Here is a 14,555-nt window from a genome sequence, read left to right on the forward strand (position 1 = left end):
GACGAGGCGTCCCATGTGCACGAACTTGGAAACCCGTCACCTGCGCGGCCTCGGCCGCTCCGTCTCTGCCCTCGGCGCAGGCTGCTGGACGATTGGAGGGCCGGCCACAAACCGCGGTGTACCGATCGGTTGGGACCACGTAGACAGCGGTCGCGCTTTCGCTGGGCTGCTACATGCTCACGACTTGGGCGTGACCCTTTACGACACCGCCGATGTGTACGGCCTCGGCCGCTCAGAGCGGCTCCTTGGCCGTCTACTCTCTCTCGTCCGCCGCAGTGACCTCGTGATCTCAAGCAAGGTCGGCTACCTCGCCTCGGCCGCCCATCCCTACGCGGACGGACAGATGAGGCGCCAGCTCGAATGCACGCTCGCCAACCTTGGAACTAACTACCTGGACGTCTATTTCTTCCATTCCACCGACTTTGGTGAGGGCGACCAGTACCTACCCGGAGCTATCAAGCAGATGCGTGCGTTGGTCGAACATGGCCTCGTACGCGCTGTCGGGATGCGGGCCCCGCACACATTCGCGCTCGAATGGGCAACCGGCCCGAGCCATGAGCGCTGCACACACGAGGCCGCACGGTTTCTGCACTTGTACGAGGAGATCCGGCCCGACGTCCTGACCGTCCGGCACAACTTGCTATCCCCCCTCTACACGCCTGACGAGACCGATGTGTTTGACCTCGCCGAGTCACAAGGCGTCGGCGTCATCATCAAACAGGCCCTCGGACAAGGCGTCCTGCTCGGTACCCACTGCCCGGACCGTATGCGCGCGTTCCGTCAAGGCGACCACCGTCGCCAAGACCCAATGTTCACTCCCGAGGCGCTCCACGAGGTGCACCACGGCCTCGCGTCCGTCCGGGAACATTTCGGCGAAGCCGTGTCGGATCTGGCACGTGTCGCCCTGCGTTACGCCCTCGCCCGTGACCCTGCCGCTCCCGTCTTGGTCGGCTTCCGAGACGCCGAGCAGATCAACACTACGATCACGAGTCTCGGCGAAGCGCTGACCACCGCCGAAATCACCTGGTTGCACCAATTGCTCGCCCCACTCCGTGACGCGTTCACCGCCCGGATGGCGAAAAGCCACGCACCATGCCCCAGCGTCCGTAGGCTGCCCTCTGGGATGGGTGCACCCACCATCAAGGAGTGATCGACAGTGAAATACATCGAGGTCGAGCAGAAGTTCGCGCTTAACGAGCCGGACGAGCTCAAGCGGGAGCTTGAGGCACGCGGCGGCAAGCGCGGATCGGCCGTCCGGCAGGTGGACACCTACTACAACACTCCACACCGGGACTTTCTCGCCCCCGCCGTGATCTCCGAGTGGCTGCGTCTGCGCGAGACCGACACCGGAGCATCGATCAACTACAAGCGGTGGCTTCCCGAGGACACCGAAATCAAGACGCATTGCGACGAGTACGAGACGCCCGTCGAGGACATCGAGGCGCTGCGCCGGACGCTGCTCGCCCTCGACTTCGCAAAGCTCGTCATCGTGGACAAGACCCGCGAGGAATGGACCGTCCCGGGCGAGGCCGTCATCGCGTTCGACACCGTGGCCGACGCGGGGCATTTCGTCGAATTCGAGTTCAAGGGCGACGCCGAGAGCGCCGAGGAGGCCATCGCACGTCTCCAAGAGTTCATCGACGGACTTGACATACGCCTCGGCGACCGAATCTACCGGGGTTACCCTCACATGTTGCTCGGCCGGGAGTGTTGATAAGAGAGGGCGCCGCAGTCCTCGTCCACCCGGCAACGACCGAACAAGGCTTCACCGTCAAGACCGCCGGAGAACGCCGCCGCCGCATCGCAGACTTCGACGGCCTCCAACTCGTCCGCTTCCTCCCCCAGAACACCGAAGACCCCACAGCGGACCCAGACCGACCCAGCCAATCACCAGAACCCCATGCGCCTTTGTGAACCCGCAGGTCGCAAAGTGTGCTCCCCACGCCCGTGGGGGTGAACCCGGAGCTTCATCAACGCCCCTGTTACGTGGCTGGTGCTCCCCACGCCCGTGGGGGTGAACCGGGAACGTACAACGTCAGTTCTGGTGATCAGAGGTGCTCCCCACGCCCGTGGGGGTGAACCGAGGACTCCGATTACGACGGGGAAGGGTGGGGGGTGCTCCCCACGCCCGTGGGGGTGAACCGGTCGGCCTCATCCACCACGAGCAGGACGGAGAGTGCTCCCCACGCCCGTGGGGGTGAACCGGTGGCGTGCGGGCCGTTGGCGTCGCAGAACATGTGCTCCCCACGCCCGTGGGGGTGAACCTTTCCTTTTCTCTGGCACGGTCACCGCGAATCCGTGCTCCCCACGCCCGTGGGGGTGAACCGACTCCTCCCCTGTTGGTGACTGTGTCATCACAGTGCTCCCCACGCCCGTGGGGGTGAACCGGTAGTCGGCCGTCTCCTGGAGAGTCATGTACTGTGCTCCCCACGCCCGTGGGGGTGAACCGATGCGAACCTGGTCGTGGATGTTGCGGAGGACGTGCTCCCCACGCCCGTGGGGGTGAACCGGCCCCGTGGGTGAGCAACACGGCCGAGTCGTCGTGCTCCCCACGCCCGTGGGGGTGAACCGATCAGCGGGCACGTGAAATCCGGCGTTCTGAAGTGCTCCCCACGCCCGTGGGGGTGAACCGCACACCGCGCCCAGCATCCCGCTCGCCCACAGGTGCTCCCCACGCCCGTGGGGGTGAACCGGATCTGCATCTGCCGAGCGGCCACCAGAGGATGTGCTCCCCACGCCCGTGGGGGTGAACCGCTCGCGGCCGGGTCGATCGTCCAGGCCTGTTGGTGCTCCCCACGCCCATGGGGGTGAACCGGACGTGTGATCAGCGGATTCGCCAATTCGGTCGTGCTCCCCACGCCCGTGGGGGTGAACCGGAGTCCGGCGCGGTGCGCAGTTCTCCGTCCCGTGCTCCCCACGCCCGTGGGGGTGAACCGGTGTGCCAGGGCGCGGCCGCCATGACGGCGAAGTGCTCCCCACGCCCATGGGGGTGAACCAACGGCACCCTCGGCCAAACACCACTCGCCGCCGTGCTCCCCACGCCCGTGGGGGTGAACCGCCGTCCAGGCCGCCCTTGCACAGGTTGTAGGTGTGCTCCCCACGCCCGTGGGGGTGAACCGGAATACGTCCTCGCCAATCTGCCCCTGTTGATGTGCTCCCCACGCCCGTGGGGGTGGACCGTGGGACGGCGACGGGGCTCCGGCCGCGATCGTGTGCTCCCCACGCCTGTTGGGGGTGGACCGAGTCCGCCCGTGCGGCGGGGCGACGCCAAGTGGTGCTTCCCACGCCGGTGGAGGTGGACCGCTGCCACTGTGATCTAGTTGTCCATCTAGCCAGCTCTGGGCCCAATCTGCGCAGCGACCCCGCCCCGGGATGGTTCCCGGGGCGGGCCGTCGCGTGCGGTTACGCCCGGTCCAGGTCTCCGCGCTTGATCGTGGTGAGTAGGTCGCGGAAGCTCGCGGCGGGGAGTGCCAGCGCGGGGGCGTTCGGGTTCTTGCTGTCTCGGATACCGACCGTGCCGGGGAGGGCCGCCAGTTCCACGCAGTCGGACTGCGATCCCGTGCCGCTGTGGGACGACTTGCGCCATTCGGTCATCGGTACGCCTCCATGCTCTCGCCGAGGATGGTTCGCGACGTGCCGACGGGTGCCGCTAGGTCGGCCAGTCGGTCGTAGCGTACTGCGTACTTCATCACGTCCGAAGGGGTTGTCACGAGTCGTCCTCGTTCGGGTGCGTCTGTGAACGCGACTTCTCGGTCTCCGACAGTCAGGAGCCGGAAAGACCCGTCTAATCCGTTGTGTGCTCCGCTGGCCGCCTCCATGACCCGGATGGAGATGTGCGGTTCTTCCGCCAATTCCATCAGGTGCGAGATCTGCGCGCGCATCACCTCTACGCTGCCCACGGGCTGTGAGAGGACGGTCCAACTGAGGATGACGCTCACCAGTGGCGGTTTGGGACTGTTCCACACCGTTGCCTGCCGAGCGAGACGCTGCTCGAGATCGGCATCCATATCCCGGTCCACCCCTACGTGGAGTAGTGCCCTCACGTAGTCCGGGGTCTGGAGGAGGCCAGGGACCAGCAGGGCGGACCACATGCGGTGTCGGGTGGCGCGGGCCTCGTGATCTGTGAGGCCGGTGAACCAGTCGCCGTCGTCGCTTGCCTGCGCCAATCGGACGAGCCGGACAAATGTGGTTTCCCACAGGCGGTCCAGCTCCCTGGCATAGCGCAGGGACAGGGGCATGCGTCCGTTTTCCACGCGCGAAACGTATGAGCGGTCGCATCCGAGTTGTTGGGCGAGTTTGTTGCCGGACAGGCCGCGAGCCTCGCGCATCCGGCGCAGCTCAACGGCTATGTAGTCCCATAATGATCTATCTGGGGCGAGCGCTTGAGGGTCTTCCATATTCTACTCCTTACGTTTCGGTAGTTGCGCGAACGTAGAAACGATAGCCCGTCCCGGCGCACACTTGCAGTGTTAAACAGAAATCTGTCCTGCGAGGTGATGACGGCAATGTGCGCCAAAAACGAAAAAAGCCCCAAATCAAGGATTCATCCGGAGGTGCGGACGGAGAATGTCGTCAAGCTCGCGGCCGCCGCGAACGACACCGACGATCTCAAGGCGTTCCTTGTCTTTCCGGACGGGGAGACGTCCGCGAGGATCAGTCACGTTCGGTTGGGGTACGCGACCGACGTGACGGTCGTCCTCGACCTCGGGCTTCCGCGCTTCGCGTGGACGATGGACCACGGCACGATCGCGGCGGTCGAGGACATCGAGGAGACGCTCGGTGCGGTCCGGCACCGGCTCGTGATGCGGGACGCGGCATGCCGTCCGTGATCGCCACCGGCATGTACACGACGTCGGGTGACGTGATCCGGATGGCGGGCGCGTTCGGGATCGTCGCCGTCGCGTTCCTTCTGTTCGGGCTTCTGCTCGGTGCGCTGTGGGGGACGCGCCGGAGAAGTCGGCCGGGTAGGCACGTCGCCGGGCCATCGTCCACGCGCGGCGGCCGGGCGGGTTCGCGTCGCGACGTGATTCACGGCGTTCCGGGTCACGCGCACCGCTGGTTCGGCCCCGGTCAGAGGTGAGATTCCTCTCGGAGCCGTCCGGGAGGGGGCGGACCGCGCGGGAGGGGTGGCCCGTGCGAAGGGGGCGTTGGACGGCGGGCTCTGCCCCCGGGCGTCCGTCTCGCGTCCCGTGTCCCGCCCGCCGCCGAACCAGCGGCGGGTGGGACACAAAGCCTGTTCTTTTGGAATTTGTGGGGGTGGGGTCATCCATGGGGGTGGCTTGGGCGAATGGGGGGTGAGCAACTGTTCGCCCACCCCCTCAAGGAGGACCTGTGAAGTTCTTCTCGCGTAAGGCCGCTGTGGCTTCGGCTGTGGCGCTCGGCGCGCTGACGGCCGTGCCCGTGATGGCGGGGCCTGCTTCGGCCAGCCCGACGCAGTGCAGCGTGTCCTTCAACTTCAGCACCGCGTCCAGCACCTGCCTCGGCGGGACCGGAGAGCACCGGATCGTCTGCTTCTACACCCACCACATCCCTGGCGTGGGGACCATCATGGGGTACGGACCGTGGGCGCCGGTCGGCGGCACATCCTCCACCTACTGCCCGCCGGACAGGGTCACCAACACCTTCGTCGAACTCCGCTGACCAGCCGGAACGTGCACGAGCACGGCGGGCCGCTCTTGTTTTGCTCAGATCTGTTCGCCGTGCTCGATGCGGCACGGACTATTTCCCGGCGGGCAGAGAATTCCCGGATCGCCGCCGGTCCTGATCGTCGAGGACGGCCACTATGTGGAACACCACCAGAAAAGCCATTCCGATGGCGGCAAAGAGCAGGTAGGGGATCCGGTGGCGGACGGTCATGGAGGGTAGCGGTCCGTTCGGGTCGTAAGCCACCTGCGTCCGGCTCCCTTTGTACCTGTCGGTGATGTCGGTGATGTCGTCCATCTGCGGAGCCGGTTTCATTCCCAACATGTCGGTGCGCCCGTCGTCGCAGACAAATTGGCGATATTCGTGGTTCTCCTGCCCGCCGCCGGGTGTGACCCGGGACCACGTACCTGCCTCGACCACGGTGCACGTGTGCCGTGGAGCAATCCAGCCGATCGTCAGCACATAACCGGTGAAGACGGCAACGACCAGGACGGCACCCGTCCCGATCACCCAGATGGCCGAACCCTCATCTTCGTAGAGGCGGTCGACGTGCCAGACGACCATCAGTGCCAGCGCGACGCAGGCCAGGCTGAGCAGAAGGTACAGCGAGTGGACGCGTACGGTCAGGTAGCCGACACCGGTGAACGCGACCGCGACCAATGGCACCGCGCACAGCGCGATCAGCAGCCGTAGAGCGAACATTCTGGGGCTCCGACAGGCCTGGCCGACGGGTCATCGGTGGCCCGGTGAGACGGACGCTCGCTGGTCCGATGGGTGCTCATGACGCCTCCGAATGGCGGAAAACCAGGTTCCGAACGACGGCCGGGGGGACGACGGCTCGCTAGCCTCCTGGGTAGTACAGGTCCCAGCGGGTCCATTCGTCCTTGGCTGGGCACTTCACCTCCTGGTACGTCGAGGTTCCCGCCTCTGGCCGCAGCAACGTGTAGTCGAAGCAGAGCTCCAGGTGCGTGATTCGTGCGCCGGTGGTGTCCGCGTACTCATGGACCTTGATCGTCAGCTTGGTCCGCCCGGACCGGGAGTCGAAGTTGAGGAGTTGGACGGCACGTCCGGCGATCGTGTCTCGGAAGGTGGCCTCTGACGCGGACGGTGGCAGGGCCGCGAACGCGCCGAACATGTCCCGGCTGGTCTGCCGAGCCCTCTTTTCGGCCCTATGCATGTTGTCCAGCGCCAGCTTGTTGCCGTTGGACACCATCCAGTAGAAGCTGGCCGCCAGTACGCAGATGGCGGTGCCGACAACGATCAGTGCTACGAAGTCCGCGAACTTGGACGATGACGGCTCCATGGCCATACCTTCGGTCGGCAGCCCGCCCAGGATATCCCCGATAATGCATTTTGCCAAGCAATTTAATGCATATCGCTAGTGTTGCATGACGGTGGCCAAATCTAATCCTTATATGTGCATCGCCGGAATTCATGTGGACGTCGACCTCGATCCAGTGCTCATTCGGCAGCTCGTATCGTGGCCGGGGTGTGGGCGAAAGTGACATCGCTGTGCGGCGTGCGCTTCAACGTCCAGCCCGGTCGTGGCGGGGACCACAGGGCGTGACCAGGGGGCGATAGGGTCTGGCGGGTGGACGGGACGGCGGGGCTTCCGGTTGTTGATGGCATGGACCCTCGGCGCGTTCACACCGCGTTGAGTCTGCTGGTGGACGGGCAGTGGTGGACGCTCGCCGACCTTGTTCGGGAGAGCGCGGCCCCTCGGCGGTCTGTGGAGATGCTGCTGGGTGGGCTGGAGTTGGAGCGTGGTGGTGAACGGTTCCGGCTGACTGGTGAGCAGGCGCGGCGGGCCGGGGAGCTGTTGGAGGGGGCATGGCGGCCGTTTGTTCCGGCCGATCCCGTTGGGCATTTGCTGTCGGAGCACGCGGCAGTTGTTGAGCGGCTGGCAGAGTTCATCGCTCGGGCGCCGCGTGGGCGGCATGTGCTAGATCATGTGGCCGCTACGGCGGAAACGGTGGTGCGGCGGGCGTTGCTTCTGGGGGCTCGGTTCTGGCTTGAGGACGCGCGGTTGTTGTGTGTAGGCGACCATGACCTGACGTCGCTTGCTGTCGCGATGATTCATCCGCAGGTCGAGACGATGGTGGTCGACGTGGATGAACGGATTCTCGCTTATATAGATGAGCGGGCCGCCGAGCTTGGGGTTCCAGTGCGGACGCGGTGGGCTGATCTGCGGCTGGGGTTGCCGTCGTCGGCGGAGAGTTTCGCCGATGTGGTCGTCACCGATCCGCCCTATACGCCGGACGGGGTCGGGTTGTTCGTGGCTCGCGGCGTTCAGGGGTTGCGTGAGCAGGGGAGTGGGCGGGTGCTGCTCGCCTATGGCGCCAGCGATCGGACGCCGATGCTGGCCTTGAAAGTGCAGAAGGCACTGCTCGATTTGAATCTGGTGTCCGAAGCCGTCTATCCGGACTTCAACCGGTATCACGGCGCTGAGGCCATCGGGTCCGCTGCTGATTTGTATGTGCTGCGTCCTACGTCCAAGAGCCTCCCGGCGGCTGGGGCGCGGGCCGAGCGGTTCAGTGCCGCCATTTATACGCAGGGGCCGCAGGCGGTGGAGGCCGCAGGGCAGGTTCCTGTTTCGGCTGAGGACTTGGGAGACCTGCGGGCGGACGTTCTGGTCGGGACGTGGCCGAACGATGTGCTGCCCGGGGTGCCTCGGGTTCGGTTGAGTACCTGGTTGGCCAAGCCGTACGCGGCCAAGGTGCGGCAGGTCGGGGTTGCCCTGCCCAAGGGAATGGACGCGGCTCTGGCGCGTGTACTGCTGGCGACTCGGGCCGAGCGAGTGCGGGTCATTACCGATGATCCCGTTGACGTGCGCGAACTCGCGACGGTGCTCGATCCCGTTTATGAACTGCACGCGGACGGACGGGCGGTCGAGGCCGTCCGCAAGTCGTTCGGTGGGGGCGATCTGGTTTCCCTGGTTCTGCGAGCGGTGATGGACCGGGCGCACGGCAAGGTGGTGAACGTTTGGCGGGACGCGCTGATCGGCGTCCAGCCTGACCTGACCAAACGGCAGGCGCGCGCCTTGATCGCTGAGTCCGCGCCGTGGGCCCTGGACGTCAGCCTTCTGGAACTGCCCATGCATCGGTTGAGGGAACTGCCGGGGGCTGTTCGGGAGTGCCTAGCCGGAGCGGCGGTCTAGTTCCTCTTGGAGGAGGGGGACGCCTAGTTCCAGGGTCTGGATGCCGATTGTGCTGGCGATTTCCAGGACGGTGACGATCTCGTCCGGGGTTGCTCCGTGGTTGGTGGCGTTCTGGATGTGGACTTTCAGGCCGTCCACGAACATGTGCGTCGCGGATGCGTCGATCGCTATGTAGATCAGTTCCTTGACCTTGGGTTCCAGGACGTTTCTGGCCCAGGGGATCGCGGAGAAGTTCAGGTAGGCCGCGAAAAAGGCGGGGGCTCGCTGGAGGACGTCCTCCCAGGAGGCGTCCCAGTAGCCGCGTCGTTGGATGAACTCTGCCTTGATGGCCTCGCGGTCCGGATCGGTGTCCGTCTTGGGGGACGGGGGCAGGTCGCATAGGAGGGGGAAGCCGGTGCTGGCGGCGTGGATGCCCAGGACGGCTACCAGCTGGAAGGTCTCCAGGATTTCTTCGCGGGTCGCGCCTTCGTCCAGGGCTGCTCGGATGTGGCGGCGGACGGCGGGTTCGTGCAGGTGGGTGACGGCGGAGTTGACTGCCAGGGCCACCAGTTCGCGGGTCTTGGCGTCGAGTGTGGAGTGGCGGGGGGCGTTCACCAGCTCGACGCAGGCGGCGAAGAATTCCGGGTCGGCGGCTTTGAGCGCCTCAAGGCCGTGCGTCTTCATCGGACTTCTATGAAGCCGACGTAGGGGAGGGTTTTCGTCGCCACATAGTACTCGCCGTGGGGTTTCGGCCATTGGGTGACGTTGCGGCCCGACTCGGAGTGGTAGTAGTTCGTGCAGTTCGCCTCCATCACGGAGGTGTGCTTGGCGATCTGCTCGTCGACCCACCGCACCCAGCGGTCGGCAGCCGAAGGACGGGTGTCGATGGCGCGGAGGCGTTTGCGGCGCATGCGGGCGACCATCCGGGCCGCAACCTCGGCCTGGCGTTCCAACTGGGCGATGACCGAGAAGCCGCCGTTGGTGTTGGGGCCGTAGAGCATGAAGAAATTCGGGTATCCGGGGACGGTGATGCCCAGGAAAGCTCTCGGATCGTTCTTCCATGTGTCGTGAATAGAGACGCCGCCGGTGCCGCGTACGTCAAGTGATGCCAGGAACTTCGTCGCGTGGAAGCCCGTGGCCATGACTAGGACGTCGATCTCGTGCTCGGTGCCCGTGTCGTCCACGATGCCCTTCGGGGTGACCCGGGTGACCGCGTGCGGGACGAGTTCCACATTGGGCCGGTTCAATGCCGGGTAGAAGCCCGTTGCCAGAACCGGGCGCTTGCAACCGTAGGGGTAGTCGGGGGTTAGTTGCTCGCGTAGCTTCGGGTCCTTGATTGTTTCCCGAATGTAGTCGCGGCATTTCTGAAGGTTCTGCTGCTGCTGTTTGCCATGGATGTCGTACGCCTTGTACAAGACCCGAAACTGGTAGAACAGGCGCAGCCGACGGAGCTTCTGGGTGAACGGCAGCCGACGGAAAATGGCGCGCTCGCGCGCGGTGTAGTCGCGTTCGCCCTTGGGCAGGATCCAGCCCGGTTGCCGCTGGAAGACGTGGAGCTTCTCGACCGTGTCGGCGATGGCCGGGACGATCTGGGTGGCGGTGGAACCCGTCCCGACGACGGCGACGCGCTTTCCGGTCAGGTCGTGTTCGGACTCCCAGCGGGCCGTGTGGAACTTCGGGCCCTCGAAGTCGTCTAGGCCCGGCCAGTCGGGGTATCGCGGCTGGTTGAGCAGGCCCAGGCAGCTGATCACCACGTCGAACGGTTCCAGTTCGCCGGACCCTAGGCGCAGTTCGTAGCGGGCCTTCTCCTCGTCCCAGGTCGCCGATTCGACGCGGACGCCGAAGCGGCAGTGGCGGCGCACGTCGAAACGGTCGATGACGTGTTCGGCATAACGTTGGAGTTCGTCCTGACCGGCGTGGGTGCGCGTCCAGTCGTAGGTCAGGAAGGAGAAGGAATAGGCATGGGACGCGATGTCGACCTCACACCCGGGATACCGGTTGTCCCACCAGGTGCCGCCGGGGCCGTCCGACTGCTCGAAGACGGTGAAGTTGGTGAGGCCCTTCTTCTTCAGCTTCACGGCGGTGGCGATGCCGCCGAATCCGCAGCCGATGATCGCTACCCTGGGCCCTCGCGTTCGACTCATAGGGATATCAGTCTCTCCATCGCTCGCACGCCGAACTTGAGGGCGTCCACCGGGACGCGCTCGTCGACGCCGTGGAACATCGCCGGATAGTCGTAGTCCGGCGGCAACAGCATCGGCGTGAATCCGTACGTTTCCATGCCGAGGGTGCGGAACCATTTGTTGTCGGTGCCGCCGCTGAACACGAATGGCGCGACGGCGCAGTCGGGGCTCTCCTGCCGGAGTGCCTCGGTGAGCCGACCGAACCATTCGCTTTCGTGGTCGGACAACACGGCCTGGCTGCGGCGCAGCAGCGTCACCTCCGTCCCCTCGGCGAGGCTGGAGGTGATGTGCTCTTCGAGTTCGTCTTCGTGCCCGGGGAGGTAGCGGCAGTCGAACCGCGCCCACGCCTCGCCGGGGATGACGTTTTCCTTGTATCCGGCGCCGACCCTCGTCACGTTGACGGTGGTGCGGATACCGGCGGCGAACATCCGGCCGAACGGGCCCGTCTGGGTGGTGAGCACGTCCGCGACGTCGTCGGGGTCGGTGACCTCACGTCCAGCGATACGGGACGCCAGCACCCGCATCGGCTCGATGACCGTGTAGCCGCGCTCGGGCGACGCCAGACGCAGCGTTGTTTCCGCCAGGCGGGGGATCGGGTTGTCGCGGGGGATCATGCTGCCGTGTCCCGCGACGCCCCGCTCCAGCACCTCGTACCAGCGCAGACCCTTGTCGGCGACCGAGACGGCGAACAGCGGCGCGCCGGACACGGGCACGTTGAAGCCGCCGACCTCGCCGACCGCCGCGCCGCATCCCTCGAACAGGTCGGGGTGCTCGGTCACCAGGTGCCCGGCGCCGAGTTTCCCGCCCGTTTCCTCGTCGGCGAGAAACGCCAGCACGATGTCGCGGCGCGGACGACGCCCCGCGGCCAGGGCGCCCTCGACGGCCGCGAGGGTCATCGCGACCGCGTTCTTCATGTCGACGGCGCCCCGGCCCCAGACGTGGCCGTCCGCGATGTCGCCGCTCAAAGGGTGCCGCGACCAGGCGGAGGCGTCGGCGGGGACGGTGTCGAGATGGCCTTGGACGAGCAGTGCGGGCAGGGTCGAATCGGTTCCCGCGATACGGGCCACGAGGTTCGTGCGGCCCGGTTCCGCCTCGATGATCGTTGGTTCCAGGCCCATGCCTGAGAGGAGCGCGGCGACGTATTCGGCCGCCTTGCGCTCGGTGCCGCCGGGGTTGGTCGTGTCGAACCTGATGAGGTCCGAGCAGATCTCCGCGACGTCAGGCATCCGCGCCGCCCAACGTCAGGGCCGCGACGGCGTAGGTGCGGACGGCGGCGAGGTAGTCCTCGACCGCGACCCACTCGTCGTCCCAGTAGCAGTCCATCGAGCCGGGGCCGTAGGTGACGGCCTTGATGCCCGACTCCCAGAAGATCGGGGTGTCGGGCCACGCCGGGTGGACGTCGTGCGCGGCGGCCTGCCCGGTGCTGCGGTGGTGCGCGGCGGCGACGTCGGTGAGGAGGCGTTCGCCGGACGGCACCTGGAGCGAGCTGCGCGGGTTCTTCAGGCAGGTCGCCTCCAGCTCGACGTCCACAGGGAACTCGGTGAGACGGTCGATGGCGCGTTCCACGGCGGCGCGGACGTCCCGCAGCACGTCGTCCTGTGTCTGGGCCGCCGGGAACCGGAAGTCGAACGTGATCTCGCACTTCTCCGGGACGAGGTTGTGCGCCACGCCGCCCGATATCTGCGCGGCGTTGCAGATTTTCACGTCGTCCAGGGGCGTGCCGTCCGCGCGGGTGATCGGCATCGCCAGCACCTCGCGGATGACCTCGGCGGCCCGCGCGACGGCGTTCACGCCGATGTCCAGCGCGGTTGTGTGCGACGCCCGGCCGCGCACGGTCACCGTGACGTAGGCGATGCCGCGCTGGCCCGTCAGCACCATCAGGTCGCTGGGCTCACAGTTGATCGCGTACGCGCCGCGCAGCCCGTCCCGCAGCGCCTGCCGGGTGCCCTCGCCGCCCTCGAAGTGGTTCGGGACGGCCAGCACCACGACGTCGCGGGGCAGCGGCACCCCGGCCTTGGCCAGCATCGCCGTCGCCATCGTCATCGCGGCGGTCCCGGCCTTCATGTCGGCGACGCCGACACCGTAGATACAGCCGTTGTCGATCTCCCCGCCGAACGGGTCGCGCTGCCACGACTCGGACGGCGGATACACCTCCATGTGGCCGTTGAAGATGAGCGCTTCGTCTGGATTGTGGCCGCTGGACGCGCGGGCCAGGACGTTCGGCATCCCGTCGGTGCCCGAGCCGGGCAGCTCCACCGCGACGCCCGCGTCGGCGAGCGCCATCGCGAGGTGTTCGGCGGCGGCGGTCAGGTTCGGGCCGTCGCCCCACACGCTCGGGATGCGCAGGAAATCGCGTAGGAACGCGACGATCTCCGGCTCGTGCTCGTCGATGAGGCTGATCACGCGGGACGTGTGCTGGTCGTGTGTCGATACGGTCGTCATCGTGCTCGCCCTTCGTTCTTAGCGCCGCCCAGTTCCGGCCAGATGCCGGACGGGCCGAACACGTGCGCGTGGAAGCGTTCACCGATGCGGCGGTATCCGGCCGCGTTCGGATGGAGGCCGTCGTAGAGGTCGGTCGCGTCGTCGGGGCCGAACAGTTCGCGGCCGTCGAGGTAGCGCAGGTGCGCGTCGCCGTGGTGGATGCGCACCGTGACGATCTCGTCGATCAGCGCGCGGATCCGGCGGAGGGTGAGGCCGGACGGGTCGCCCGTCGCGTTGTATCGGCCTGTTTCGTCCTGGACGGTGGGCCCGGCCCGGTCCTCGGACGTCGGGCAGATGATCGGCGACACCACCAGGAGAGGGGTGCTCGGATGGCCGTCGCGGATCGTGTCGAGAAACCCGTGCAACGCCGGGACGAACGTGCGTTCCTTGAGCGAGTCGAGGTTCTGCACGTTGATGCCGACCTTGAGGGTGATGACGTCGGCGGGCTCGTCGCGGATCGTGCGGGCGGCGAACGGGTCGAGATGGCAGTTCCCGGCGAACGCCAGCGAGGTCAGGTCGAGCCCGGCGCGGCGCGCCACCCAGGTCGGCCAGGCGTCGGTCGCGGTGCCCGCCTCGGCGCAGTGGCTGATCGAGCTGCCGTAGTGAATCCAACGGCGTCCGGGGAGGCGTCCGGGGGCGACGGTTCCGTCCGCGCGCATTTCCCGTAGTTCCACGATGGCCGCCTGGGGCAGCCAGATCTGGACGTCCTTCCACTGTTCGCCGAGCCCGTCGAAGCGGAGGGTCTCGGCCTCGCCGTGTTCGGTCTCGACGACCTGACCTGCGCGGACGACGGCGATGTCGCCGCCGCGCACCTCGCGGGAGACGACGCGGCACCAGCTGGCGACCGCGTCGAACGCGACGGGAAACAGCGGATGGTAGGCGTTGCGGAAGCGGGTCACGAAGACGTCCAGCTCGACGCTGTCGGCGTCGGTGCGGAACACCAGGCGCACACCGGCGGGGCGCGGCACCATCAGCTTCATGTAGGAGTCGGTGATCTGCGGGCGCGTCCAGGCGGGCAGCCGCCTCGGGATCAGCCCGGTGTCGGTGTGCTCCACGTCCAGGGCGCCTGCGATGGTGACGGGTCCGTCGACGAGGTCGACCTTCTGCACGGT

At 66.7% G+C, this 14,555-nt stretch carries 16 protein-coding genes and 1 CRISPR repeat array; of the genes, 7 read left to right on the plus strand and 9 right to left on the minus strand.

All coding sequences use genetic code 11. The features are described 5' to 3' along the window. Window positions 1–13: 13 nt before the first annotated feature. Genes ABD808_RS30405 through ABD808_RS30415 form a run of 3 tightly spaced genes read left to right on the plus strand, consistent with a single transcriptional unit; the run spans window position 14 to window position 1,914 of the window. Window positions 14–1,150 carry an aldo/keto reductase gene (locus ABD808_RS30405; RefSeq protein WP_344903934.1) on the plus strand — a complete coding sequence of 379 codons (1,137 nt, stop codon included), beginning with the start codon at window positions 14–16 and terminating at the stop codon, window positions 1,148–1,150. A 6-nt stretch (window positions 1,151–1,156) separates the two neighbouring features. Then, a complete protein-coding gene (gene cyaB / locus ABD808_RS30410) occupies window positions 1,157–1,714 on the plus strand; it encodes a class IV adenylate cyclase (protein WP_344903937.1) in 558 nt (185 codons plus the stop codon). After that, complete coding sequence (locus ABD808_RS30415; protein WP_344903940.1) at window positions 1,708–1,914, plus strand: type I-E CRISPR-associated endoribonuclease Cas2; 207 nt, start codon at window positions 1,708–1,710, stop codon at window positions 1,912–1,914. The genes cyaB and ABD808_RS30415 overlap by 7 nt, the downstream gene beginning before the upstream one ends. A gap of 18 nt (window positions 1,915–1,932) precedes the next feature. Continuing rightward, a CRISPR array of direct repeats spans window positions 1,933–3,180; the repeat unit is 29 nt; unit sequence GTGCTCCCCACGCCCGTGGGGGTGAACCG. Between the two features lie 222 nt (window positions 3,181–3,402). On the opposite strand, the gene ABD808_RS30420 is transcribed toward ABD808_RS30415, so the two are convergent. Both ABD808_RS30420 and ABD808_RS30425 read right to left on the minus strand, forming a co-directional pair. Beyond that, window positions 3,403–3,594, minus strand: a complete 192-nt coding sequence (locus ABD808_RS30420; protein ID WP_344903943.1) for a DUF397 domain-containing protein — start codon at window positions 3,592–3,594, stop codon at window positions 3,403–3,405. Continuing rightward, window positions 3,591–4,397 (minus strand): helix-turn-helix domain-containing protein, encoded by an 807-nt coding sequence (locus ABD808_RS30425; RefSeq protein ID WP_344903946.1) that lies wholly within the window; start codon window positions 4,395–4,397, stop codon window positions 3,591–3,593. The genes ABD808_RS30420 and ABD808_RS30425 overlap by 4 nt, the downstream gene beginning before the upstream one ends. A gap of 156 nt (window positions 4,398–4,553) precedes the next feature. Between ABD808_RS30425 and ABD808_RS30430 the strand changes: the two genes are divergently transcribed. From ABD808_RS30430 to ABD808_RS30440, 3 genes are all read left to right on the plus strand, one after another. Beyond that, entirely contained in the window at window positions 4,554–4,829 is a 276-nt protein-coding gene (locus ABD808_RS30430) for a hypothetical protein (protein WP_344903949.1), read from the plus strand. Beyond that, on the plus strand, window positions 4,817–5,080 hold the full coding sequence (locus tag ABD808_RS30435) for a hypothetical protein (RefSeq protein ID WP_344903952.1): 264 nt from the start codon (window positions 4,817–4,819) through the stop codon (window positions 5,078–5,080). The genes ABD808_RS30430 and ABD808_RS30435 overlap by 13 nt, the downstream gene beginning before the upstream one ends. Before the next feature lie 251 nt (window positions 5,081–5,331). Then, the gene (locus ABD808_RS30440; protein ID WP_344903955.1) at window positions 5,332–5,640 is read left to right on the plus strand and encodes a hypothetical protein; all 309 of its coding nucleotides are present in this window, start codon (window positions 5,332–5,334) and stop codon (window positions 5,638–5,640) included. 78 nt (window positions 5,641–5,718) lie between these two features. Here ABD808_RS30440 and ABD808_RS30445 read toward each other — a convergent pair whose 3' ends face one another. Together ABD808_RS30445 and ABD808_RS30450 are read right to left on the minus strand one after the other, a co-directional pair. Continuing rightward, the gene (locus ABD808_RS30445) at window positions 5,719–6,345 is read right to left on the minus strand and encodes a hypothetical protein (RefSeq protein WP_344903958.1); all 627 of its coding nucleotides are present in this window, start codon (window positions 6,343–6,345) and stop codon (window positions 5,719–5,721) included. Between the two features lie 139 nt (window positions 6,346–6,484). Continuing rightward, on the minus strand, window positions 6,485–6,946 hold the full coding sequence (locus ABD808_RS30450) for a hypothetical protein (protein ID WP_344903961.1): 462 nt from the start codon (window positions 6,944–6,946) through the stop codon (window positions 6,485–6,487). A 288-nt stretch (window positions 6,947–7,234) separates the two neighbouring features. Between ABD808_RS30450 and ABD808_RS30455 the strand changes: the two genes are divergently transcribed. Next, window positions 7,235–8,800 (plus strand): bis-aminopropyl spermidine synthase family protein, encoded by a 1,566-nt coding sequence (locus tag ABD808_RS30455; RefSeq protein WP_344903964.1) that lies wholly within the window; start codon window positions 7,235–7,237, stop codon window positions 8,798–8,800. Here the strand turns inward: ABD808_RS30455 and ABD808_RS30460 are convergent. Genes ABD808_RS30460 through ABD808_RS30480 form a run of 5 tightly spaced genes read right to left on the minus strand, consistent with a single transcriptional unit; the run spans window position 8,780 to window position 14,552 of the window. Further along, window positions 8,780–9,463, minus strand: a complete 684-nt coding sequence (locus ABD808_RS30460) for a carboxymuconolactone decarboxylase family protein (protein ID WP_344903968.1) — start codon at window positions 9,461–9,463, stop codon at window positions 8,780–8,782. The two genes, ABD808_RS30455 and ABD808_RS30460, sit on opposite strands and share 21 nt — an antisense overlap. Beyond that, window positions 9,460–10,923, minus strand: a complete 1,464-nt coding sequence (locus ABD808_RS30465; protein ID WP_344903971.1) for a flavin-containing monooxygenase — start codon at window positions 10,921–10,923, stop codon at window positions 9,460–9,462. Before ABD808_RS30465 ends, ABD808_RS30460 begins: the two co-directional genes overlap by 4 nt. After that, window positions 10,920–12,188, minus strand: coding sequence for a M20/M25/M40 family metallo-hydrolase (locus ABD808_RS30470; RefSeq protein WP_344903974.1), 1,269 nt, complete (start codon window positions 12,186–12,188; stop codon window positions 10,920–10,922). The genes ABD808_RS30465 and ABD808_RS30470 overlap by 4 nt, the downstream gene beginning before the upstream one ends. After that, complete coding sequence (locus ABD808_RS30475) at window positions 12,181–13,404, minus strand: M20 family metallopeptidase (RefSeq protein ID WP_344903977.1); 1,224 nt, start codon at window positions 13,402–13,404, stop codon at window positions 12,181–12,183. The genes ABD808_RS30470 and ABD808_RS30475 overlap by 8 nt, the downstream gene beginning before the upstream one ends. Then, window positions 13,401–14,552: a GDSL-type esterase/lipase family protein gene (locus ABD808_RS30480; protein ID WP_344903980.1), complete on the minus strand. Its 1,152-nt coding sequence runs from the start codon at window positions 14,550–14,552 to the stop codon at window positions 13,401–13,403. The genes ABD808_RS30475 and ABD808_RS30480 overlap by 4 nt, the downstream gene beginning before the upstream one ends. Window positions 14,553–14,555 lie beyond the last annotated feature (3 nt).

It is taken from the genome of Actinomadura meridiana, assembly GCF_039537545.1.
GTDB lineage: Bacteria > Actinomycetota > Actinomycetes > Streptosporangiales > Streptosporangiaceae > Spirillospora > Spirillospora meridiana.